24 protein-coding genes are annotated in these 21,977 nt (G+C 40.3%); 8 read left to right on the top strand and 16 right to left on the bottom strand.

The features are described from left to right. Positions 1 to 369 precede the first annotated feature (369 nt). The 4 genes from folE2 to NQT69_RS08055 all read left to right on the top strand — a co-directional run bounded on the left by folE2 (position 370) and on the right by NQT69_RS08055 (position 3,729). Positions 370 to 1,290: a GTP cyclohydrolase FolE2 gene (gene folE2 / locus NQT69_RS08040; protein WP_256827128.1), complete on the top strand. Its 921-nt coding sequence runs from the start codon at positions 370 to 372 to the stop codon at positions 1,288 to 1,290. A gap of 82 nt (positions 1,291 to 1,372) precedes the next feature. Then, positions 1,373 to 1,966 carry a DUF2726 domain-containing protein gene (locus tag NQT69_RS08045; protein ID WP_256827129.1) on the top strand — a complete coding sequence of 198 codons (594 nt, stop codon included), beginning with the start codon at positions 1,373 to 1,375 and terminating at the stop codon, positions 1,964 to 1,966. Between the two features lie 109 nt (positions 1,967 to 2,075). Further along, the gene (gene mtnN, locus NQT69_RS08050; protein ID WP_256827130.1) at positions 2,076 to 2,783 is read left to right on the top strand and encodes a 5'-methylthioadenosine/S-adenosylhomocysteine nucleosidase; all 708 of its coding nucleotides are present in this window, start codon (positions 2,076 to 2,078) and stop codon (positions 2,781 to 2,783) included. Position 2,784: 1 nt separating this feature from the next. Further along, positions 2,785 to 3,729: a cobalamin biosynthesis protein CobD/CbiB gene (locus NQT69_RS08055; RefSeq protein WP_256827131.1), complete on the top strand. Its 945-nt coding sequence runs from the start codon at positions 2,785 to 2,787 to the stop codon at positions 3,727 to 3,729. Positions 3,730 to 3,823: 94 nt separating this feature from the next. On the opposite strand, the gene tyrS is transcribed toward NQT69_RS08055, so the two are convergent. Then, the gene (tyrS, locus tag NQT69_RS08060) at positions 3,824 to 5,023 is read right to left on the bottom strand and encodes a tyrosine--tRNA ligase (protein WP_256827132.1); all 1,200 of its coding nucleotides are present in this window, start codon (positions 5,021 to 5,023) and stop codon (positions 3,824 to 3,826) included. Between the two features lie 150 nt (positions 5,024 to 5,173). Here tyrS and NQT69_RS08065 point away from each other — a divergent pair, with 150 nt between their 5' ends. Next, entirely contained in the window at positions 5,174 to 6,487 is a 1,314-nt protein-coding gene (locus tag NQT69_RS08065) for a peptidoglycan DD-metalloendopeptidase family protein (protein WP_256827133.1), read from the top strand. A 245-nt stretch (positions 6,488 to 6,732) separates the two neighbouring features. Here the strand turns inward: NQT69_RS08065 and NQT69_RS08070 are convergent, their stop codons facing one another. The 4 genes from NQT69_RS08070 to NQT69_RS08085 all read right to left on the bottom strand — a co-directional run bounded on the left by NQT69_RS08070 (position 6,733) and on the right by NQT69_RS08085 (position 10,240). Further along, a complete protein-coding gene (locus NQT69_RS08070) occupies positions 6,733 to 6,909 on the bottom strand; it encodes a hypothetical protein (protein ID WP_176372521.1) in 177 nt (58 codons plus the stop codon). 151 nt (positions 6,910 to 7,060) lie between these two features. Continuing rightward, positions 7,061 to 8,191 carry a sodium ion-translocating decarboxylase subunit beta gene (locus tag NQT69_RS08075; protein ID WP_256827134.1) on the bottom strand — a complete coding sequence of 377 codons (1,131 nt, stop codon included), beginning with the start codon at positions 8,189 to 8,191 and terminating at the stop codon, positions 7,061 to 7,063. Positions 8,192 to 8,202: 11 nt separating this feature from the next. Then, positions 8,203 to 9,984 carry a sodium-extruding oxaloacetate decarboxylase subunit alpha gene (gene oadA, locus NQT69_RS08080; protein ID WP_256827135.1) on the bottom strand — a complete coding sequence of 594 codons (1,782 nt, stop codon included), beginning with the start codon at positions 9,982 to 9,984 and terminating at the stop codon, positions 8,203 to 8,205. A gap of 10 nt (positions 9,985 to 9,994) precedes the next feature. Then, a complete protein-coding gene (locus NQT69_RS08085; RefSeq protein WP_256827136.1) occupies positions 9,995 to 10,240 on the bottom strand; it encodes an OadG family protein in 246 nt (81 codons plus the stop codon). 533 nt (positions 10,241 to 10,773) lie between these two features. Between NQT69_RS08085 and NQT69_RS08090 the strand changes: the two genes are divergently transcribed. Further along, the gene (locus NQT69_RS08090) at positions 10,774 to 10,944 is read left to right on the top strand and encodes a DUF1328 domain-containing protein (RefSeq protein WP_087531995.1); all 171 of its coding nucleotides are present in this window, start codon (positions 10,774 to 10,776) and stop codon (positions 10,942 to 10,944) included. A gap of 49 nt (positions 10,945 to 10,993) precedes the next feature. After that, complete coding sequence (locus NQT69_RS08095; RefSeq protein WP_087531994.1) at positions 10,994 to 11,185, top strand: hypothetical protein; 192 nt, start codon at positions 10,994 to 10,996, stop codon at positions 11,183 to 11,185. A gap of 58 nt (positions 11,186 to 11,243) precedes the next feature. Here NQT69_RS08095 and pdxJ read toward each other — a convergent pair whose 3' ends face one another. From pdxJ to rpoE, 10 genes are all read right to left on the bottom strand, one after another. Next, the gene (pdxJ, locus tag NQT69_RS08100; protein WP_256827137.1) at positions 11,244 to 11,975 is read right to left on the bottom strand and encodes a pyridoxine 5'-phosphate synthase; all 732 of its coding nucleotides are present in this window, start codon (positions 11,973 to 11,975) and stop codon (positions 11,244 to 11,246) included. A 16-nt stretch (positions 11,976 to 11,991) separates the two neighbouring features. Continuing rightward, positions 11,992 to 12,678, bottom strand: coding sequence for a DNA repair protein RecO (gene recO, locus NQT69_RS08105; protein ID WP_256827138.1), 687 nt, complete (start codon positions 12,676 to 12,678; stop codon positions 11,992 to 11,994). 19 nt (positions 12,679 to 12,697) lie between these two features. Continuing rightward, positions 12,698 to 13,630 carry a GTPase Era gene (era, locus tag NQT69_RS08110; RefSeq protein ID WP_256827139.1) on the bottom strand — a complete coding sequence of 311 codons (933 nt, stop codon included), beginning with the start codon at positions 13,628 to 13,630 and terminating at the stop codon, positions 12,698 to 12,700. Further along, positions 13,620 to 14,297: a ribonuclease III gene (gene rnc, locus NQT69_RS08115; RefSeq protein ID WP_256827140.1), complete on the bottom strand. Its 678-nt coding sequence runs from the start codon at positions 14,295 to 14,297 to the stop codon at positions 13,620 to 13,622. The genes era and rnc overlap by 11 nt, the downstream gene beginning before the upstream one ends. A gap of 2 nt (positions 14,298 to 14,299) precedes the next feature. Then, positions 14,300 to 15,235, bottom strand: a complete 936-nt coding sequence (gene lepB / locus NQT69_RS08120; protein WP_256827141.1) for a signal peptidase I — start codon at positions 15,233 to 15,235, stop codon at positions 14,300 to 14,302. Positions 15,236 to 15,273: 38 nt separating this feature from the next. Then, the gene (gene lepA, locus NQT69_RS08125; protein ID WP_256827142.1) at positions 15,274 to 17,061 is read right to left on the bottom strand and encodes a translation elongation factor 4; all 1,788 of its coding nucleotides are present in this window, start codon (positions 17,059 to 17,061) and stop codon (positions 15,274 to 15,276) included. A gap of 69 nt (positions 17,062 to 17,130) precedes the next feature. After that, positions 17,131 to 17,580, bottom strand: a complete 450-nt coding sequence (locus NQT69_RS08130; RefSeq protein WP_256827143.1) for a SoxR reducing system RseC family protein — start codon at positions 17,578 to 17,580, stop codon at positions 17,131 to 17,133. A 6-nt stretch (positions 17,581 to 17,586) separates the two neighbouring features. Continuing rightward, positions 17,587 to 18,543, bottom strand: coding sequence for a MucB/RseB C-terminal domain-containing protein (locus NQT69_RS08135; RefSeq protein WP_256827144.1), 957 nt, complete (start codon positions 18,541 to 18,543; stop codon positions 17,587 to 17,589). A 4-nt stretch (positions 18,544 to 18,547) separates the two neighbouring features. Beyond that, entirely contained in the window at positions 18,548 to 19,153 is a 606-nt protein-coding gene (locus tag NQT69_RS08140) for a sigma-E factor negative regulatory protein (RefSeq protein ID WP_256827145.1), read from the bottom strand. Position 19,154: 1 nt separating this feature from the next. After that, positions 19,155 to 19,736 carry an RNA polymerase sigma factor RpoE gene (gene rpoE, locus NQT69_RS08145; RefSeq protein ID WP_087531983.1) on the bottom strand — a complete coding sequence of 194 codons (582 nt, stop codon included), beginning with the start codon at positions 19,734 to 19,736 and terminating at the stop codon, positions 19,155 to 19,157. 267 nt (positions 19,737 to 20,003) lie between these two features. On the opposite strand from rpoE, the gene nadB reads away from it, so the two are divergent. Then, entirely contained in the window at positions 20,004 to 21,614 is a 1,611-nt protein-coding gene (nadB, locus tag NQT69_RS08150; protein WP_256827146.1) for an L-aspartate oxidase, read from the top strand. On the opposite strand, the gene NQT69_RS08155 is transcribed toward nadB, so the two are convergent. Next, positions 21,604 to 21,903 carry a hypothetical protein gene (locus NQT69_RS08155; RefSeq protein WP_256827147.1) on the bottom strand — a complete coding sequence of 100 codons (300 nt, stop codon included), beginning with the start codon at positions 21,901 to 21,903 and terminating at the stop codon, positions 21,604 to 21,606. The genes nadB and NQT69_RS08155 overlap by 11 nt on opposite strands. Positions 21,904 to 21,977: the final 74 nt, after the last annotated feature.

Raw genomic sequence — 21,977 nt, forward strand, 5'->3', positions numbered from 1 at the left:
TGTCTCATGACTTTGGGTTATACCACCAATAGATAAATAACGTTTATTTAATTGATGTAATTATATAAAAATTAAACTGACTCTACAGCTGTAAATAAATATAGCCAAATCCTAAATGCTATTTCTACAAGCGAACAATGTCAGATAAACTGATTTAAGTACGGTAAACGTGCCCATAACTTAATATTCAACATTTTCAAAATGTTAAAAAAGGGACTTGGTATATTCATTTGTATAGCTATTTTAGCATTTTTACATTAGCAATTTTCATGTTCCGCGACGAAAACATAAAATTTTCATCTACTACGTACTTTTTAATTATTTCGTGTAAAATACCGCGCTTTACAATTGCCAATAACGAGATTTTTCATGCAAAGCAATATGCCCGATATAGCAGATACGGCTCCCGCCTTACAAACTGGTAAATTAGACTGGGTTGGTATGGCCGATATTGAGCTGCCATTTATTTTTGAATCTCGTGGCCTCGCTCCTGTTAATGTGAATGCTAAGGCACGCGCTTTTGTGAACTTACATAAAGAAGACGCCAAAGGTATCCATATGTCGCGCTTATTTTTAGCGCTAGATACACTTTCAACTGAGCAACAAGTAAACCCGCAAACAATTGCTCAAGCACTCGATACGTTTATATCAAGCCATGAAGGTTTAGCGAATCAAGCTAAAATAGAGTTTAAATTTGAACTGCCACTACGTAGAAAGTCATTACTTAGCGGTAAAGCTGGCTGGAAGAGTTACCCTATATTATTAGAGGCAAAAATTGACCGCGGGCAACTAAGCTTTGAGTTAAGCTTAGATGTTACGTATTCTTCAACATGCCCATGCTCTGCTGCTTTAGCACGCCAATTGATACAAAATGCTTTTGTTGAGAAATTTGAACAACAAGCACTAAACCATGAAGAGATACTGGCTTGGTTAGGCAGCACGGATGGCATTGTTGCCACCCCGCACTCCCAGCGTTCAATCGCTAATGTAAAAATAAAATTAGATCACACGATCACTGAGTTTGATATTTTAAGCTTGATAGATACCCTTGAGGGAGAGCTGAAAACCCCTGTACAAGCGGCAGTTAAGCGTGAAGATGAGCAAGAGTTTGCTCGTTTGAATGGGCAAAACTTAATGTTTTGTGAAGACGCAGCACGCAAAATAAAAGCAGTACTCGAACAGAAAGAATATGCGGATTATTGGTTACAAATAAACCATTATGAGTCTTTGCATGCCCATGATGCTGTAGCCATTGCTGTAAAAGGCGTTGCTGGCGGTTACCAACCATAAAAAACATGTAACTCCACAGCAACTAGGCACATTAATTGCTAAATAAGCTTAGAGTGTCAATTTGTTGTTGTGGAGTTACCGTATGGAATTCGCTTTATTATCAATTTTAGTGTTAGTTGTTGGGGCATCTTTTGTTGCATCGAAGTTTACCGATGATGGCGGCAATCCTTATCCCTTTACTCGTAAAGAAAGTGTGTTCACGCAAGTAGAAAGTGCATTTTTAAACTTACTGGAGCGTGCTGTTGGTGATCAATATAAAATTGTTAGTCGTGTAAAACTAATTGATATTATCGATTGTAAAAAAGGTTTATCAGTAAAAGCCAAGCGCGCAGCCATTGCCAAAGCTAAAAACAAACAGCTTGATTTTGTGTTGATAGACAAAGAAAAGCTAACCATTGTTGCCGCTGTTGATTTGGTCAATAATGCCAACAAAGATGGCCACAAAGCACAGCGCGATTGGTTTGTTAATGGCGCGCTAGAAGCCGCTGGCATTCCTCATATTCGTATGAAAGTTAAATCGGGCTATCGCCCTAGTGAAGTGCGTGATGCTATTATGTTTAAACTTGGTAAACCCGCGGTTCAAGCTGCGCGTCCTACTCGCAATAGAGCAACCAAGCCTGCTGTACTATCCCCTTCACAAGCAAAAGCACATTCAACGGCATTAGCAGAAATATAACAGCAGTAAATAAATCATATTTAAAAATGCGAGTTTAGGCTCGCATTTTTGTTTTTTATTACTAACTTCACGTATAATCTTATCTATTCAATTCGAGGAATCAAAAATTATGAATGTTGGTATTATTGGAGCAATGGAGCCAGAAGTTAAAATTTTGCGTGAGGCAATGCAAAACCCGCAAATCTTAACTAAAGCAGGCTTTACTTTTTATACGGGTGAATTAGCTGGCAACACTGTTACTTTGGTTCAATCAGGTATTGGTAAAGTAGCATCCGCTATAGCAACAACATTATTGATTGATAACTTTAACCCCGATTGCGTGATCAACACAGGCTCTGCCGGTGGTTTTGATCCATCACTTAGCGTTGGCGATGTGGTTATTTCGTCACAAGTACGCCACCATGATGTGGATGTAACTGCGTTTGGTTATGAAATTGGCCAAGTTCCGCAAATGCCAGCTGGTTTTGCTGCACACCCTAAATTGATTGAAGCAGCAGAGCAAAGTATAGCTCAAATCAGTGACGTTAAGACGTTAATCGGTTTAATTTGTACTGGCGATTCATTTATGTGTGACCCTGTACGTATTGATAAAGTGCGTGCTGATTTCCCAACTATGCTAGCTGTAGAAATGGAAGGTGCTGCGATTGCTCAAGTATGTCATAGCTTAGCAACCCCTTTTGTGGTTATTCGCTCTATGTCTGACATTGCAGGTAAAGAATCGCCGCAATCGTTTGAAGAATACTTAGAAACAGCATCAATCAACTCATCTAAAATGGTTGTTGCCCTTCTTGAAAAGCTAACAACGGTTAGTTTATAAGGTGTTACCCAATCTAGTTCAACAACATTTGGACTTTATTGTATTTATGATAGCGCTCCTGGTTGAGCGCTTTTTGCCTTTGAGCAGCTGGTATCATCCAAATACCTTTTTAAGTGTGGCTTTTCGCGCTTTAGGTAAACGTATTTATCGTGCAAAAGAACCTAAAAGCTATCACTACTTATCATCAACATTATGTTTCAGCTTAGTGATTCTTGTAATCATGACTATTACAGTACTGCTGCTAGAATTTGCTTATTATCCTGAGTTACTCGCAGGTTTAATTTTATACATTTGTCTACAATGGCAAAGCCCGCAAAAAAAAGTGTTACGTATTGCTCGCTTAGTTAAACAAAATCAAAAAGCCACTGCACGAGAACTACTTAGCCCACTTGTAGCAAGAGATGTGAGTAAGCTCTCTAGTGCAGGAATATGTAAAGCTGCGATGGAAACATTTGCATTAAGAGTTGCTCGCCATTATTTTACGGTTATTTTTATCTATTTAGTATTTGGTGCTATGGCCACATTAAGTTATCACTTATTAAGCTTAATGCATCAAGCATGGCGTACTGACTTAACACCAAACAATCGCTTTTTAAAAACAATTTCAGCCCTATTATTTTTAATTGAGTGGCTACCTTTACGCTTACTTACCTTAACCATAGCTAGCAGTAAGGCCACGAAGCAAAGTATTCACTATATCAAACATTATGGTCGTCACTTTTATCAAAGTAATTCAGGTTGGTTACTCAGCGCATGCTCAGCATCCCTTGCTGTACAGTTAGGTGGGCCTGCAATCTATCAAAGTCAACGTTTCAACAAAATGCGCATTGGCATAGATAGGTTACCAAAAGCGGATGATTTAGCGGTACTTGTCAGTCGCTTTAATCAAGCTAGAGGATTTTGGTTATTAGTGATTATTGCTATTGAAATTCTAAAAACGATATAAAAAAACCAGCCGAAGCCGGTTTGTGGATAGCCAAACCACCTAGATGATTTGGCTATATTATTACTGAATTTTCATTCTTAGCTAAAGATTCTAATTAAGCAACGGTAATATTGGCAAATTTACGTTTACCTACTTGGTAAATAGCCGTACTGCCTTTAGCAATCTCTAATTTTGAGTCTGTTACTTTTTCTTCACCGTTAATTTTAACTGCGCCTTGTTTGATCATACGCATCGCTTCAGACGTACTAGCAACTAATCCCGCTTCTTTAAGCATATTCGTTACAAACACAGTGTCTTCATCAATGGTTACTGTTACATCTGGGATATCATCAGGTAATGCATTCTTTTGAAAACGCTTGATGAAATCTTCATGTGCGCCTTGCGCAGCGTCATCACTATGAAAACGAGCGATCAGTTCTTTTGCTAAATCAATTTTAATATCACGAGGATTTGTGCCCTGTGCTACTTTTTCTTTTAACGCGGCAATTTCTTCAATTGATAAGCTACTTAGTAAATCGTAGTAACGCCACATTAATTCATCACTAATTGACATCACTTTACCAAACATGTCATTCGGCGCATCTGTAATACCAATATAGTTGCCTAACGACTTAGACATTTTTTGTACGCCATCGGTACCCTCTAATAAAGGCATCATTAGTACCGTTTGCGGCTTTTGACCTTCATCTTTTTGCAGCTCTCGGCCCATAAGCAGATTAAAACGCTGATCAGTACCACCTAATTCAACATCTGCTTCTAGCGCAACTGAATCCCAACCTTGTACTAATGGATATAAAAATTCATGAATAGCAATTGACTGGCCACTTGCATAGCGCTTTTTAAAGTCATCACGCTCAAGCATACGAGCCACAGTTTGACGTGCTGCTAATTTGATCATACCCGCTGCGCCTAAGTTTTCCATCCAAGATGAATTAAACGCAACCGTGGTCTTAGCTGGATCTAAAATTTTAAACACTTGCTCTTTATACGTTTCAGCATTTGCTAATACGTCATCTCGAGTTAGCGGCTTACGTGTTACATTTTTGCCTGTTGGATCACCAATCATACCGGTGAAATCACCAATTAAGAAAATCACCTCGTGACCTAAGTCTTGGAAGGTTTTCATTTTATTAATTAACACTGTGTGGCCTAAGTGTAAGTCAGGTGCGGTTGGATCAAAACCCGCCTTGATCTTCAGCTTTTTACCAGACTTTAGCTTCTCGACTAATTCGTCTTCAATTAATATTTCTTCTGCACCGCGTTTAATCTCTGCTAGAGCGGTTTGTAAATCCACTGTGTATTACTCCAAAAAATTCAGTCAACCTAGGGATTCTAGCGTAAATTAGCGACAGTTTAAATCCACAAAACACTGGTATTAACGCTTTATTAGGTATATCCTGCAATATTAGTGATTAATTATCTTGACAGCAGAAAAAGGCACGTTATGGTTCACGTTGTGCACAAACTCCCAAAAAAACACAAATTGCTTATTCTAGGTTTGGTTTCTGCTATTGCTGCCCTGACTCTTATTCCTTCTGAAAAAGCAACCGCCTCTAAAGACAACAGTGCAGATGCGCTGGAAATTGGCAAGCGCTACGAGTTACAAATTAAAGTTGATGATGCTGAGCAATTAACTGAATTAAATTCGCAAGAAGACGCAGCAAAATTACCAGAATATGACCTAGTCGATTTTGAAGTAAAGAACGGTGACAATTTAGCACTTATCTTTAAGCGAGCGGGCTTTAACGCGCAGACCGTCCATAAATTACTGAACACCAATGCAGAAACTCGTAAGCTAACTAAAATTCACCCTGGTGAAATCCTTAGTTTTGCCACCGCCGAAGACGGCTCTTTAGCACAATTACGTTATGTTATTTCAAAGACAGATACTTTGTTTGTAACTTTAAACGAGGAAGGTAATTACGATACCTCAATCGACAGCAAAGAAATTGAAACTTTAACTAAATCCACTGGTGGAGAAATCAGTAACAGCTTTTGGACCTCAGGTATAGCTGCAGGTTTAAGCGAACGCCAAATTATGAACTTTGCTGATATCTTTGGTTGGGACGTGGATTTTGCTAACGACATTCGTAAAGGTGATCAGTTTGGCTTAATTTATGAATCACATTATGTTGATGGCGAGTTTATTGGTACAGGTAAAATTATTGCCGCTGAATTTATAAATCAGGGTGAGCGTTATGCCGCTATTCGCCACAGCGATGGTAATTTTTATACCCCTGAAGGCCGTAGCATGAAAAAAGCATTTTTACGTGCACCGGTTAACTTTAAATATATTAGCTCAAGTTTTAACCCGCGCCGCTTACACCCTGTTACTGGGCAAGTGAAAGCGCACCGCGGTATCGATTACGCAGCACGTACTGGTACACCAGTTGTTGCGTCAGGTAACGGTAAAGTAATTAAATCAGGTTACAGCAAATACAATGGTAACTATGTATTTATTAGTCATGGCACACAATACGTGACTAAGTACTTACACTTAAACAAACGCGCAGTAAAAACTGGACAGAAAGTTAAGCAAGGCCAAAAAATTGGTACTGTCGGTGCAACAGGCCGCGTAACCGGCGCGCATTTACACTATGAGTTTTTAGTTAACGGCGTTCACCGTAACCCTAAGACTGTTAAACTTCCAAAATCTGAGCCTCTACCACGCGCAGAGCTTGCTAAGTTTAAACCAATTGCAGACACATTCTTAGCGCAGCTAGAGCGCAACAGAGAGCTACAGTTAGCGCTTAAATAATAGCTGTAAGCTGTAAGCTGTAAGCTGTAAGCTGTAAGCTGTAAGCTGTAAGCTGTAAGAAATTATAAAAACCGTTGTTACGTAAGTAGCAACGGTTTTTTGTTGTGAGGGGGGATTTTTTCGTTGGGTTTCGCTGTACTCAATGCAGCTCATGTAGCCAAGTTTAACGCCGAGCAGCTTAAAACTTACAGCTTAGCGCTCCCAGCTCCCCTGACGGCTGACGGCTGACGGCTGACGGCTGCACTCTACCGTACCAACATATAAATCAACTGCACAACCAATGAAATCATGACTAATGGCCAAATATATTTCGCATATTTAGTTGCGCCCTCTAAGCCCATTTTTGATTGGTACTTTTCAAGTAGTGGCACAAGAATGACAAGTGCGACAAACAAAGAGATTAAAATCACAAAGATATTCATACCACTCCTTTTAAAATCAGGTTATTAGTAACAAAATTCGAGTATACCTAAAAAGCAGGCAAAAAAAAGCGCAGTATAAACTGCGCCAGTCGGTTGGAAGTAAAAGTTTACTTCAGCAGTACTCAAAATGAATGAGTACCTGAGTTGTGTTTTAACCTACAAGTGCTAACAAGATACCCGCAGCGACAGCACTGCCAAGTACGCCTGCTACGTTTGGTCCCATTGCATGCATTAATAAGAAGTTATGCGGGTTATTTTCAAGACCTACTTTATTAACAACTCGAGCTGCCATTGGTACAGCAGAAACACCTGCTGCACCAACTAATGGGTTTATAGGTGACTTGGAGAACTTATTTAAGCCTTTAGCCATAAACACACCTGATGCTGTACCAATAGAGAACGCGAGTGCTCCTAACGCTAAAATACCCAGTGTTTCTACAGTTAAAAACTTATCCGCGGCTAATTTAGACCCTACAGCTAAACCTAAGAAAATCGTGGTGATATTGATAATCTCATTTTGTGCACTGTTACTTAAACGATCAACCACACCTGATTCTCGCATTAAGTTACCTAAACAAAACATACCGACTAATGGTGTTGCCGCAGGTAAAAACAGCATAGTTAAACCCAATACCATAAGAGGAAAAATAATCTTTTCCTTTTTCGATACAGTGCGCAACTGTGGCATTTGAATTTTACGTTCTTCTGGTGTTGTTAAGGCACGCATAATAGGTGGCTGAATAATTGGCACTAAGGCCATATACGAATAAGCAGCCACTGCAATTGCACCTAATAAATCTGGCGCTAACTTTGATGCTAAAAAGATAGCTGTTGGGCCATCGGCACCACCAATAATTGCAATCGCTGATGCATCCTGCAGAGTAAACTCAAAGCCAGGCACATAGTTAAGTAAAATTGCACCGAATAAAGTAGCAAAAATACCAAACTGAGCAGCTGCACCAAGTAACATCATTCGTGGGTTTGCAATTAATGCACTAAAGTCTGTCAGTGCCCCCACACCCATAAAGATTAATAACGGAAATACACCGGTATCAATACCAATATGATAAACGTAGTACAGCAAACCACCAGGGTCTGATAAGCCCGCTACAGGGATATTCGTTAAAATAGCGCCAAAGCCTATTGGCAATAATAATAATGGCTCAAAGTTTCTTGAAATTGCGAGATACAACAATAAACACCCTACTGCGATCATGATCAATCCAGGAAAGGTGAAGTTTGCTATGCCTGTCGCTTGCCAGAGGTTCAATACCGCTTCCATCCTCTTTACTCCTAAGCCATAGCAATCATTGCATCGCCAGTGGCAACAGAATCGCCCTCAGCAACTAAGATTTCAGCAATTGTGCCGCTGTTTGTAGCGCGAATTTCGGTTTCCATTTTCATCGCTTCCATGATCATCACGACATCACCCGCATTCACGGTTTGACCTGCTTTCACTTTGATTTTGAAAATGTTACCTGCAAGTGGCGCATTCAATGTTTCACCAGATGCAACAGAGGCAGACTGTGGAATTAACTCACTGTCTTTGAGTGTAACTTCTTTTAACTCTCCACCTTGAGCAACAACAACGTCATATACCTTGCCATCAACTTTTACACTGTATTGCTCAGCTTTAACTGTCTTGCTATCAGGTTTACTGGTGCTCGGTTTCTCTTGCTTATTAGACTCAGCACTCGGAACTGCTTCAAATGCATCTGGGTTATTACGATTTTTAATAAACTTTAAGCCAATCTGTGGGAACAGAGCGTAAGTTAACACATCATCAATTTGCTCATCGGCAAGGTCTAAACCTTGTTCTTGTGCTTCTTTTAATAAGTCAGCTTGTAAGCTTTCAAGCTCTGGTTGTAATACATCTGCTGGGCGGCACGTAATTGCTTCACTACCATCAAGTACACGTTCCTGCAGCTCTTTATTCATTGGTGCTGGCGTTGAACCGTACTCACCTTTAAGTACACCCGCAGTCTCTTTAGTGATGGTTTTATAACGTTCGCCGGTCAGTACATTCAATACTGCTTGAGTACCAACAATTTGTGACGTTGGTGTAACGAGAGGTAAATAGCCCAAATCTTCACGTACTCTTGGGATCTCAAGTAAAACCTGGTCCAATTTATCAGCAGCGCCTTGCTCTTTTAGTTGATTTTCCATATTGGTTAGCATGCCACCTGGCACCTGGGCTAACAATATACGGCCATCAACCCCTTTTAAACTTCCTTCAAATGCCGCATACTTTTTACGAACATCACGGAAGTAAGCTGCAATCTCTTCCAGCTGATTTAAATCAAGCTCGGTATCACGCTCAGTGCCTTCAACAATAGAAACGATAGTCTCAGTCGCACTATGACCATAGGTCATACTCATAGACGAAATAGCGGTATCAAGCATATCAATACCCGCATCAATGGCTTTTTGGTAGGTTGCAGTGCTTAAACCAGTTGTTGCGTGACATTGCATTGCGATAGGAATAGAAACGGTTTCTTTTAGCCCTTTGATCAATTGCTCACAATCATAAGGTTTAAGCAAACCAGCCATATCCTTAATACAGATTGAGTGACAGCCTAAATCTTCTAATTGCTTAGCCAGCGTCAACCACATATCAAGTGTATGAACTGGGCTCACAGTATATGAAATAGTTCCTTGTGCATGTGCACCGACCTTTACCGCAGCTTTAATAGCGGTCTCAAGGTTGCGAACATCATTCATAGCATCAAAAATACGAAAAACATCAACACCATTTTTATGTGCGCGCTCAACAAACTTTTCAACAACGTCATCCGCATAATGACGATAACCTAATAAGTTTTGACCACGAAGTAACATTTGTTGCTTCGTATTAGGCATGGCTTTTTTAAGCGCACGTATACGCTCCCATGGATCTTCGCCTAGATAACGAATACACGAATCAAAGGTGGCTCCACCCCAAGATTCAATTGACCAATAACCTGCATTATCCAGTTTTTCTGCAATGGGTAGCATATCGTCTAAACGCATGCGTGTTGCTAATAAAGATTGATGTGCGTCTCTGAGTACTAGCTCAGTTAATTTTAATTTAGCCATGAGTCACCCCTTATGATTTTTGTTTGTTTTTGTACTGAGCGATTGCAGCACTGATAGCAGCAACGTGTGCAGCTGGCACACCTTGGGCTTTAATAGATGGTGTACGAGCGGCTTGAACCACAGGCTCTTCAAAGCGGCCCATTATTTTAGACATAAAAATAATTGCTGAAATTAACAGCGATAAGAATACGAAAACGCCCACCATTCCAGTGATCATTAAATTTGCTGCTGTAGCAAGTAATTGGCCTATGTCCATGCTGCTCCCCTTGATTATTAAAGTATTGTGTTAATTCGCCACCAAAAAACAGGTAGAAAATCACTTTATATAAATAATTATTCACCAATCATATCAAAGAACCAGACCAAGTCCAACACTTTGTAAATTGGTAAAACCAATTAATAATAAACTAACATACCCACATCAAACTTAACACTCTACATTTTGTTATTATTTTCCGGGATATAGACAATAAAAATAATGAATATAGTTAAAAGTTATAACTATCTAGATAGAAAATCATAGATCAAGTACCTTTTTTCACTAATCACTTCATAAACAGGAGATAAAACAAGCCACAAGTTAAATTGGTCTGACCAAGAACCTATGAATTTAAAGAGTTAATTTCTAAGAACAAGAATAAGTTACACGCAACAAAGTAAATATTACTTGAAACACCTAATCTTAAGAGTCAAAAAAAACCGTAAGCTCCTGAAAATTAATAATTAAAAATCATGGCATGCAACTAGCATTATCTTTTTTGTACAATTTAACAAACCAAGGAGACGACAATGTTACGCTGGACAATTACATTTTTAGTTATTGCACTTATTGCTGCAGTGTTAGGTTTTGGTGGTATCGCAGGTGCCGCAGCAGGAATTGCCAAAATTATATTTTTTATCTTTTTAGTATTATTAGTTATTTCACTAGTTTCAGGTGCGCTACGAGGCAAAACACCTTAGTCGAAACACAAACATACTAATTTATTTATTATTTACAAGGAATTACATTATGAAATCTACAACAGTTAAAACAGCCGTTATCGCACTATTTGCTAGTTTTTTTATTATGGGTTGTGAAGACAATCACGCAGAAGAGGCTGGTGAGCGCATTGATGAAGCTGTAACAGACGTACAAAATGGTGTTGAAGACGCCTGTGAAGAAGTTAAAGAAGGCGTAAACGCTGAAGAAACTAACTGTTAATCCATAATTAATAGTGAATAAAAAACGACTCAACTGAGTCGTTTTTTTAATTCACAGCTTAAGCTCTTGCTTCAAGCATTAAGCGTTTCATATCGCGAACGGCTTTATCAAGGCCATCAATGGCTGCACGGGCGATTACCGCATGGCCAATATTGAGCTCATAAATCTCTTTCATCGCAGCAATAGGCTTAACGTTATGATAATGCAGGCCATGTCCTGCGTTTACCGTCAATCCTAAGCCTGCCGCGTATTCAACACCTTGACGAATATGCTCAAGCTCTTTTTCCATGTCAGTGTCATTTTCGGCATCTGCATATGCGCCGGTATGAATTTCAACATAAGGGGCATTACATGCTTTCGCTGCATCTAGCTGGGCTTTATCTGCATCAATAAATAATGAAACTTTAATACCTGCCGCGGATAGTTTTGCTGTAGCTGCTTTAATTTTTTCAAGATTGCCGACCACGTCTAAGCCGCCTTCAGTGGTAAGCTCTTCACGCTTTTCTGGCACTAAACATACATATTCAGGTTTAACGTCCAATGCGATATCAAGCATTTCATCTGTCACGGCAATTTCTAAATTCATGCGTGTTTGAATTGTTTTGGCCATAACATAAACATCGCGATCTTGAATATGACGACGATCTTCACGCAGGTGGATTGTAATACCATCAGCGCCAGCATGTTCTGCAACACTGGCTGCATGAGCAGGATCAGGGTAATTTGTTCCGCGTGCTTGGCGTAAAGTTGCTATATGATCAACGTTAATACCTAAAAGAATGTCTTTCATTTTTTACCTATATTAATTATTTAATAAAAAGCTCGCGGCTTTTTAATGGTTTTTTACCAAGCAGTGGCTTCATTAAGTGTCGGCTCAACTGTTTTGCCATATATAGCACATCAGGCGCACTAAAGTCATGATCTGCAATTGCATTTAGTTGTGCACCAGTAAATCCACTGCCTTTTAAATCCTGAATCACAAAGCCATATTCAGCAAAATAACTATACGTGTGCGCCGCATCAATTGGATCGCCCGCCGCATCAAAAGTAAAATCAACACCATAGCCCAGCAACTCTAGTAACTGAAACTCATAAGAGCGTAGTACGGCTTGTAAGTTCGGATGCTGGTTTAGTTGCCTAAGGTGAGTTTTATATAGCTGATAAGCATGATCAATTGGCTCATTAATTGGCACAATTCGGTTAGTGAGTTCATTTAAATAAAAGCCACAGTAAAGCTGATCACCCACAAGCGGAGATTGTGTACCGTGCAATTCAAAACGTTGAATATATTTTAAATCGTGCTTACCAGTATAGTTAACTAGTAAAGTTTGGAAGGGTTGTAATTGTGCTTTATGTTTTGTTGCTTGTCGGCCACTAATACGGGCTAACATGCGTAACTGACCAACGCCTTCTACCAGCATATCTAGCATTACTTGTGAGTCACTATAAGGACGTCGGTGTAATAAATATGCTGTATAGAAGTCGCTATCCATGGGCTATTATCGACAAAAGTTAATCTTCACCATAGCCTAAACTACGCAGAGCTCGTTCATCGTCAGCCCAACCAGATTTTACTTTTACCCAAAGCTCTAAGAACACTTTGTTATCCAGCATTTCTTCAAGATCTTTACGTGCTTCACGGCCAATAACTTTGAGCTTTTCGCCTTTGTTACCTATAACCATGCGTTTTTGAGTTTCACGCTCAACCAAGATCAAACCATTGATATGCCAAACACCGTTGTCTTGCCATTTAAACTGCTCGATTTCAACAGTCACTGAGTACGGTAGCTCTTCACCCATAAAGCGCATCAGCTTTTCACGAATAACTTCAGCTGCCATAAAGCGCATAGAGCGGTCTGTTACATAGTCATCAGGAAAGTAAAACTCACACGGTGGAAGGCGTTTCGTTACTTCATCTTTGATCAAGTTAATATTTTTACCCTGTGTCGCTGACACTGGCATAATACCGACAAAATCAAATTTGTCGCCTAACCACTTCATATGCGGAAGCACTAAGTCTCGGTCTTTCACTTGGTCAATTTTATTAATGACTAATAATACGGGTTTGCCACTTTGGCTTACTTTGTTGAGTACCATTTCATCATCGGCATTCCAATGAGTGCCTTCAACAACAAAAATAATGAGCTCTACATCACCAATAGAACTTGACGCCGCACGGTTCATTAAACGATTAATAGCGCGCTTTTCTTCAACGTGTAACCCTGGAGTATCAACGTAGACAGCTTGATGCTGCCCTTGTGTATGAATACCCATAATACGGTGACGTGTTGTTTGTGGTTTACGCGAGGTAATACTAACTTTTTGCTCAATGATTTCATTAAGTAAAGTTGATTTACCAACGTTAGGACGACCAACAATGGCTATCATGCCACAAAAGGTATCTAGCTCACCTTCATGAGGTTGGATCAGTGTATCAAGATTCATTTTTGAGTATCTTCAATGCTTTTTCAGCGGCTTTTTGCTCGGCTTTACGACGTGAGCTACCTACTGAGATAATGCTATCCATACCTTCAACAATACATTCAACCGTGAATGTTTGATTGTGTGCTTGGCCTTTCGTATCAACCACGGTATAACCTGGCAGCGATAATTTACGGGCTTGTAGGTACTCTTGCAGTAAGGTCTTAGGATCTTTTTGATTGAGGCCTGGTGAAATTGCATCAAGGCGTGCTTCGTACCATTGTAAGATCAGCTCACCACATACATCAATACCAGAGTCTAAGAAGACAGCACCGATAATTGCTTCTACTGCATCTGCAAGCGTAGACTCGCGTCTAAAGCCACCACTTTTCAGTTCGCCTGGACCTAAACGTAAATAGTCACCTAAACCAAATTCAAGGCCAAACTCAGCCAAAGTTTGACCACGCACTAAAGTAGAGCGCATACGGCTTAAGTCACCTTCACGGGCTTTTGGAAACTTGCTATAAAGTGCATTGGCAATGACGAAGCTAAGAATTGAGTCTCCTAAAAACTCTAAGCGCTCATTATGCTGCCCTTTATGGCTACGATGGGTCATTGCCTGCTCAAGTAAACCTTGATCAGTAAATGTATACCCTATTTTGTTATATAACTCTGTTACATTTTTTTTCATTGTTACTGAATATTACCTAGGCGTTCAAAACGAACTCCAGTTGGAACCCAGCCTGGTAAAATGTCATCTGGGCCATTATCAAATTCAAAACTCATCCATATAAAGACGGCTTTACCCACCAAGTTCTCTTTTGGTACAAAGCCCCACACACGACTATCTTGGCTATTGTCGCGGTTATCACCCATCATAAAATAATGATCAGCCGGTACTACCCATTCATCAGAACGTGTACCCGGTTGTTGATAGTAGCGCCCTTTCATTTCCAGCGCTTCTGGGTTAATTAAAATATCATGGTTCAATGTTGTTAAATTTTCATTTAAACGCACTAAATCCATAGAGCCTTGCTTAAATTCGTCACGATTGATGATTTCCATATCAATCTTGTTAAACTCATTACACAATAAATCACCTTGTTGCGTTTGTCCTTGTTCACAATTAGGTTGGATGTATAAGCGCTTATTACGATATACAATTTTATCACCTGGCAGACCAATTGCTCGTTTAATATAATCTACTCGCTCATCGAGCGGATATTTAAACACCACAATATCACCGCGTTCAGGTTCTGCTACATCTAGCATTTGCGTGCGCCATACAGGGTCTTTTACTCCGTACGAATACTTTTGCACTAAGATAAAGTCACCCACCAACAAAGTTGGCATCATCGAACCTGACGGGATCTGGAACGGTTCAAACAAAAACGATCTAAAAATCGTAATTGCAGCAATCATCGGAAAGATAGACTTCGCCGTTTCAGTAATTGTAGGCTCAGGTGCAATTAAAGAAGCAGTTTCTTCATCTAATTCGCCACCGGCTGAACTTGTTGCCAAGGCTAAGCGTTCTTGTCTTTTTGGTGCAAACATAAAATGATCAATTAACCAGATTAAGCCTGACCCTAAAGTTAATAACACTAAAAATATTGAAAAATAACCTGCCATGCATTCATTCCTTTATCTTTCTAAACTGGGTTCGAAACTTATTTACCAACTTTAAGAATAGCTAAGAACGCATCTTGTGGCACTTCAACATTACCTAGTTGCTTCATTCGCTTTTTACCGTCTTTTTGTTTTTGAAGAAGTTTCTTCTTACGGCTCACGTCACCACCATAACATTTTGCGATTACATTTTTGCGTAACTGCTTAACCGTCGTACGGGCAATAACATGCTGACCAATTGCAGCTTGAATTGCAATATCAAACATTTGGCGAGGGATCAGCTCTTTCAATGCATCTGCTAATTGGCGACCACGTGATTGCGCACTTTCTCTGTGTACAATAATAGCAAGGGCATCTACTCTGTCACCATTGATTAAGATATCTACACGCACCATGTCAGACACTTGGAAGTGTTTAAAGTTATAATCAAGAGAGGCAAAACCACGGCTAGTTGATTTTAATTTATCAAAAAAGTCCATCACCACTTCAGCCATTGGTAGCTCGTAGGTGACCGCAACTTGCTTACCGTGATAGCTCATTTTTGTTTGCATACCACGTTTTTCGACACATAAGGTGATCACACTACCTAAATACTCTTGCGGTACAAGAATATTTGCTTCAACAACAGGCTCACGGATTTCTAGAATATCATTTACTGGTGGTAAGTCAGACGGATTGTCTATCTGCTTAGTACCTTCTTTGGTTACTACTTCATAAATTACTGTTGGTGCCGTAGTGATAAGGTCAATGTCGTATTCACGCTCTAAACGCTCTTGAATAATTTCCATGTGTAGCATCCCTAAGAAGCCACAACGAAAACCAAAACCAAGCGCAGTTGAGTTCTCTGGTTCGAAGAAAAGTGAAGCATCGTTCAAGCTTAACTTGTTAAGCGCATCACGGAACGACTCATATTCATCAGATGCAATTGGGAACATACCCGCATAAACTTGCGGTTTAATTTTCTGGAAACCAGGCAAACGCGCAGGTGCAGCATTTTTTTGATGAGTGATGGTATCACCAACTGGAGCACCGTGAATTTCTTTGATACCTGCAATGACAAAACCAACTTCACCGGTTTTTAATACACCGGTATTTGTTTGCTTTGGTGTAAATATACCTACGTGATCAGCAATATGTACTTGCTCATTCGACATAATCTTTATTTTGTCGCCGGCGCGTAACTCACCATGTTTAATACGAACCAGTGATACAACACCTTGGTATGGGTCAAACCATGAATCGATGATCAATGCTTGTAATGGAGCGTCTTTATCACCTTCTGGTGGTGGTACATCCTTTACAATCATTTCCAATACTTCAGCAATACCAACACCTGTTTTAGCACTGCATTGCACAGCATCTAAGGCATCAATACCAATAATATCTTCAATTTCTTCAGCTACACGTAGTGGATCAGCTTGCGGTAAATCAATTTTATTGAGAACCGGAATAACTTCTAAGTCCATCTCTATCGCAGTGTAGCAATTTGCTAACGTTTGCGCTTCTACACCTTGCCCTGCATCAACAACTAATAATGCACCTTCACAAGCGGCAAGTGAACGCGACACTTCATAAGTGAAGTCAACGTGTCCTGGCGTATCGATAAAGTTTAGCTGGTAAGTTTCACCATCATTGGCTTTATAATTAAGGGTTACACTTTGCGCTTTAATGGTGATCCCACGCTCGCGCTCAATGTCCATAGAATCCAATACTTGTTTTTGCATTTCACGGTCGGTTAGGCCACCACAAACTTGGATCAAACGATCAGAAAGGGTCGATTTACCGTGGTCAATATGGGCGATGATCGAAAAATTACGGATATGCTTCATAAACTGGATTCTAAACTTCTATTTTAATGGACTAAGTGTATAAAGCCGCAATTTTACATTTAATTGGCTTTAATCACCATCTATTTGAGTTAAAGGGAGGCTAATTGGGTGAATTTTTATTACTTTTATATCGTGCTTAAGGCTTTTTACCTGACTTTTAGCAATACCAAAGCCTGTAATACCACCACCTACAGCGGCAATTATCTGTACCCACTCAGCAGCTTTAAATAATTCACTCGCAATTAAAGCAAATATCATACTTAAAAACAAAGGTAACATATACACAGCAAAAGCATGTTTAACCATATGGCTATCGTCTAATGCCAATGTTACTTTTTGACCAACTTCGACGGGAGTTTCAAATTGATATGGAAACGTTTTCTTTGCAGTACCAAACAGTTTACCAAAAACTTGTGAACCACAACGACCGTTGCAGCCTTCACAGGCTTTTTTTTGTTGTGCTTCTAAATGAGCAGTGGCGCCTGAGATAGACACCACTGTAAGAGTTTGTTCAATCATGAGGTTTTAAAGGGGCCGTGCGACTGATTCTGCAATCGCTTTTGCGGTCATAGCTGGAATATTCCCGACTACTGACACGTCAAAGCTACCCGCATTATGCACATAAATAGTGGTTGCTCCTGAAGATAAGGATCCACTTGGTCTGCGTCCTGGTAACGGGCGCTGCACAAATACTGACACTTCAACAAAACCATCCGAATATAAATAGTAATCGGTTAATTCATTATTTAAATCAAGTTTATGCCTGTCTGATTTTAATAAGCTAAAGCCGTCGGGCAACCAGCCAATCTGCCAGTTATTGCTAGCAGCGTTAGTCTGCTCTGTTGCAACTGCATCACGGGGTAATGGTGTTGGAAAATCACGGTTTAACATTTCAAGTAACAGTGGTGCAGGCTCTTCAGTCACGCTGATATGTGTTAGCTGTAGTTGCTCAAGCATTTCACCATCGTGATTTACATACGCTGACTTTAAAAGTAATGACGACTCAGCATCAATCCAGAGCCAATAATTAAACTTAAATTCATCTTTTGATTCAATACGTACTAGTTGTGCTGCACGCCCTGCTATGCGCCCTTTGCCACCAAGGACAAAATCATATTCGCTGCTTAAACGTTCTATATCTTTAAAAAGCACTTCAGGGATTGGCCCAGCGATTGAGTCAGTCGCTATAGAATACGGGGCTGATTGCGGTTCAAAATAGGTGACTTGATCATCAACCCTAACCATTTCAAGACCAGCACCATTGAGTAAACTTAGATGCTCAAGCTCTGTATCACCTTGCTTTGCATGCAACCAACGGTAGGGCTCCATCGATTTACCTTTAACAACAACAAAAGACGCATCAAAGTTACGGTTGTGGACGGCCTCAGCCATATTGAGCAATAGCTCTTTTGCAGGGGTTTCGTCGCTAGCATAGGCGGGTGCTAATATTACCAACGACAAGATAAAAGTAATTACTTTCATTTAATTAGTTTTTTTCCTCTTCGGCTTGCGCCTTAGTGTGAGCCTTTTCAAGAGAATATGCAATGCGTGCTTGACGTTGATGCTCTAAAACCAATGCGCCAATGCGTTGTTGCTGTAATTCGCGTAAGCCTTGTTCAGCATTTTCCAAAGCAGGTTCTGATGAATAGCTCACAGGAGATGCAACCCCAGTTAAAGGTGTGCTTTGTAAAATTGGAATTTCATTCGCAGGAGAGTCTTCACCTTGTGGTAGCGTTTGTACCCCAACGATTGCAAACATTGCCACACTTGCCGCAATAGCTAACTGCGCTACTGGCTTACGCCAGTTAAAGGCAACCACATTATCTGTACCAGTCGCTGCGACTTGCGCATCTTGCTTTTGACTAAAGTCAGCATATACCGGTTCACTTTCTAATGCTTTAGCTACGCTATCACTTATATCAAGTACAAAGGCGTCCTCTGACTCAGCACGCATTACATCGCCTATCAGTGCATAGCGCCCTAAGGTTGCCGTATCCTGTAAAGCAATTTCCTCATTACTTAAAGGTTGTTCGCCGTCAAGTAATGCGGATAGGTCTTGATTATCCAACTTGTTAACGTGTGCTTTTGTCATATTAAGACTCGCCTATTAATGGGTTTAATTTGTTATCAATTGCTTCACGGGCACGGAAAATACGCGAACGTACCGTCCCGACTGGGCAATCCATTACCACGGCTATTTCTTCATAGCTCATCCCTTCGATTTCTCGTAAGGTTATCGCGGTTTTAAGATCTTCAGGCAAACTATCAATCGTGTTAAAAATTACAGCGCGAACTTCGTCGCTTAATAATAAATTCTCAGGGGATGCATTAGAACGCATAGCATCCGCGCCGTCATAAAACTCAGCCTCATCAGCGTCTACATCATTTGCTGGCGGTTTGCGGCCCTGAGCCACTAAGTAATTTTTAGCACAATTAACAGCGATACGGTATAACCAAGTATAAAAGGCGCTATCTCCACGAAAGTTAGGAAGTGCACGATATGCTTTAATAAAAGCCTCTTGCGCAACATCAGCAATATCACCTTGGTTTGATACGTAACGAGAAATCAAACCGGCTATTTTATTCTGATACTTCTTTACTAATAGATTGAAGGCATTTTTATCACCTTGCTGAACCCTTTTTACTAGCGCTAAATCTAAATCCTGCTCGCTCATTCGAGCCGGTACTCCTATATCTAGTTATTACTTGTTATTCATATCTTAGCCATTGTTTACAAATACTCTGACTGAGGCATGAATGAAAAGTTCATTTAATATTATTTTTTTATAAAAAAGCGTGTAAATAAATATCTAAAAGTTGAAAATCACTAATAGTGTAGTGTAAAAATATGATACATATACGCTTATCACAATAATATTGATTGCTCGTACCAATTACTTTAATTAGTATCCTAGAGCATTGTAACCGCAAAGACCACGGACATGAACCAAAATAAACACCACACCACAGATGTTGCTATAATTGGTAGCGGCGCTGCTGGACTTTCTTTGGCACTTTCATTAGCTAATCATTGTAAAGTTACTGTAATTAGTAAAGGTGAATTAAAAGAAGGTTCCACTCTTTATGCGCAAGGCGGCATTGCAGCCGTGTTCGACAAAAAGAATGACAGCATTGAATCCCATGTGCAGGATACCCTAGATGCCGGTGGTGGTTTATGCGACCGTGAAGTCGTGCATTATACTGCAAGCAATGCGCCCGAGTGTTTAAATTGGCTTATTGAACAAGGCGTGCCATTTGATATGGAGTTTGATAGCAAAGGTAAAGAGCGCTTTCATTTAACCCGTGAAGGCGGACATAGCCACCGCCGTATTTTGCATGCAGCAGATGCAACCGGGCGTGCTGTGCAAACAACCTTGATCAGCCAAGTACAAGCTCACCCTGACATCACTTTACTTGAGCAATACAATGCTATTGACTTAATTGGGGATAAAAAACTAGGTAAATCTGGATCTCATATCCATGGCATCTATATGTGGAACCGCCGAGAAAAACGGGTTGAAACCATTGCTGCTAAATTTGTTGCTTTAGCGACTGGTGGCGCGAGTAAAGTATACCTTTACACGTCAAATCCCGATGTTTCCAGTGGCGATGGCATAGCCATGGCGTGGCGTGCCGGCTGTAAAGTTGCGAACATGGAGTTTAACCAGTTTCACCCAACCAGCTTATACCATCCGGAATTGCAGAACTTTCTGATCACAGAAGCCATGCGTGGCGAAGGTGCCTATTTAAAACGCCCTGACGGCACCCGCTTTATGAAAGACTTTGATGAGCGCGAAGAACTTGCACCCCGCGATATAGTAGCCCGCGCAATCGACTTTGAAATGAAACGCCTCGGTGCAAACTGTGTTTATTTAGATATAAGCCATAAAGATAAAGATTTTATCATTGAGCATTTCCCGACCATTTACGCAAAGTGTTTAAGTGTTGGTTTAGACATTACTAAAGAGCCAATACCTGTCGTGCCTGCCGCTCACTATACTTGTGGCGGGGTAATGACCGACTTTAATGGAAAAACCGATTTAGACAATCTATACGCGGTAGGTGAAGTTGCTTACACAGGTTTACATGGCGCAAACCGAATGGCGAGTAACTCATTGCTTGAGTGTATTGTATTTGCTCACGCAGCAGCAAAAGATATTCTTGCAAAACTTGCTAGTAGCCCGCCACAACAAATTTTACCCCAGTGGGATGAAAGCCGTGTCACTAACTCAGATGAAGAAGTTGTTATAACGCATAACTGGCATGAATTACGCTTATTTATGTGGGATTATGTAGGGATTGTTCGCTCAACAAAGCGTTTAGAGCGAGCATTACATCGTGTTGAATTATTACAACAAGAGATTCACGATTATTATGCCAACTTTAGAGTGACGAATAATTTACTCGAGTTACGTAATTTAGTACAAGTTGCGGAGTTAATCATACGTAGCGCGATGGAGCGAAAAGAAAGCCGAGGCCTGCATTACACCATTGATTACCCAGCGCAAAATGACAACCCTAAGCCAACTATACTAACCCCTACTAACGCTTAGCGCTTGCCAATACTGCCCGCTTTAACCTAATAAAGCTTTCTTCATCAAGCCCATTGGCATTTATTATAAGCCACTGGGCTTGGCTAAAACCTATAAGGTTTAACCAAATACAGTGTTGATAAGCTCGGCTGCGACTACTTATCATCCCATTTATTTCCTGCTCAGCATTAATAAAGTGACAGTTTGTGCCGTCAAGCACAAATGTGCCTTGTAGTGGGTGTGCGCGCCTAAACCAGCGCCAGCACAAATAGCCAGTCATACCTGTAAAGAGGATACAAAGAAACTGCATAAAGGAAGTGCTAAGGAAGGGGGTAAAGCAAACTACAAACAAGCTAAAACAGACCACTAAAGGAGTGTGATCTG

This window comes from Pseudoalteromonas shioyasakiensis (genome assembly GCF_024518675.1).
GTDB classification, from domain to species: domain Bacteria; phylum Pseudomonadota; class Gammaproteobacteria; order Enterobacterales; family Alteromonadaceae; genus Pseudoalteromonas; species Pseudoalteromonas shioyasakiensis_B.

What these genes read in the sequence shown, in the direction of transcription:
- oadA (WP_256827135.1), bottom strand. Translation starts at nt 9,984, where the DNA reads ATGGCTAAATTAAAATTAACTGAGCTAGTACTCAGAGACGCACATCAA.
- NQT69_RS08045 (WP_256827129.1), top strand. Translation starts at nt 1,373, where the DNA reads ATGGAATTCGCTTTATTATCAATTTTAGTGTTAGTTGTTGGGGCATCT.
- lepA (WP_256827142.1), bottom strand. Translation starts at nt 17,061, where the DNA reads ATGAAGCATATCCGTAATTTTTCGATCATCGCCCATATTGACCACGGT.
- NQT69_RS08090 (WP_087531995.1), top strand. Translation starts at nt 10,774, where the DNA reads ATGTTACGCTGGACAATTACATTTTTAGTTATTGCACTTATTGCTGCA.
- NQT69_RS08095 (WP_087531994.1), top strand. Translation starts at nt 10,994, where the DNA reads ATGAAATCTACAACAGTTAAAACAGCCGTTATCGCACTATTTGCTAGT.
- rpoE (WP_087531983.1), bottom strand. Translation starts at nt 19,736, where the DNA reads ATGAGCGAGCAGGATTTAGATTTAGCGCTAGTAAAAAGGGTTCAGCAA.
- NQT69_RS08155 (WP_256827147.1), bottom strand. Translation starts at nt 21,903, where the DNA reads ATGCAGTTTCTTTGTATCCTCTTTACAGGTATGACTGGCTATTTGTGC.
- era (WP_256827139.1), bottom strand. Translation starts at nt 13,630, where the DNA reads ATGAATCTTGATACACTGATCCAACCTCATGAAGGTGAGCTAGATACC.
- NQT69_RS08065 (WP_256827133.1), top strand. Translation starts at nt 5,174, where the DNA reads ATGGTTCACGTTGTGCACAAACTCCCAAAAAAACACAAATTGCTTATT.
- mtnN (WP_256827130.1), top strand. Translation starts at nt 2,076, where the DNA reads ATGAATGTTGGTATTATTGGAGCAATGGAGCCAGAAGTTAAAATTTTG.
- NQT69_RS08070 (WP_176372521.1), bottom strand. Translation starts at nt 6,909, where the DNA reads ATGAATATCTTTGTGATTTTAATCTCTTTGTTTGTCGCACTTGTCATT.
- rnc (WP_256827140.1), bottom strand. Translation starts at nt 14,297, where the DNA reads ATGAAAAAAAATGTAACAGAGTTATATAACAAAATAGGGTATACATTT.
- folE2 (WP_256827128.1), top strand. Translation starts at nt 370, where the DNA reads ATGCAAAGCAATATGCCCGATATAGCAGATACGGCTCCCGCCTTACAA.
- NQT69_RS08130 (WP_256827143.1), bottom strand. Translation starts at nt 17,580, where the DNA reads ATGATTGAACAAACTCTTACAGTGGTGTCTATCTCAGGCGCCACTGCT.
- recO (WP_256827138.1), bottom strand. Translation starts at nt 12,678, where the DNA reads ATGGATAGCGACTTCTATACAGCATATTTATTACACCGACGTCCTTAT.
- pdxJ (WP_256827137.1), bottom strand. Translation starts at nt 11,975, where the DNA reads ATGAAAGACATTCTTTTAGGTATTAACGTTGATCATATAGCAACTTTA.
- NQT69_RS08135 (WP_256827144.1), bottom strand. Translation starts at nt 18,543, where the DNA reads ATGAAAGTAATTACTTTTATCTTGTCGTTGGTAATATTAGCACCCGCC.
- NQT69_RS08075 (WP_256827134.1), bottom strand. Translation starts at nt 8,191, where the DNA reads ATGGAAGCGGTATTGAACCTCTGGCAAGCGACAGGCATAGCAAACTTC.
- nadB (WP_256827146.1), top strand. Translation starts at nt 20,004, where the DNA reads ATGAACCAAAATAAACACCACACCACAGATGTTGCTATAATTGGTAGC.
- lepB (WP_256827141.1), bottom strand. Translation starts at nt 15,235, where the DNA reads ATGGCAGGTTATTTTTCAATATTTTTAGTGTTATTAACTTTAGGGTCA.
- NQT69_RS08140 (WP_256827145.1), bottom strand. Translation starts at nt 19,153, where the DNA reads ATGACAAAAGCACACGTTAACAAGTTGGATAATCAAGACCTATCCGCA.
- NQT69_RS08085 (WP_256827136.1), bottom strand. Translation starts at nt 10,240, where the DNA reads ATGGACATAGGCCAATTACTTGCTACAGCAGCAAATTTAATGATCACT.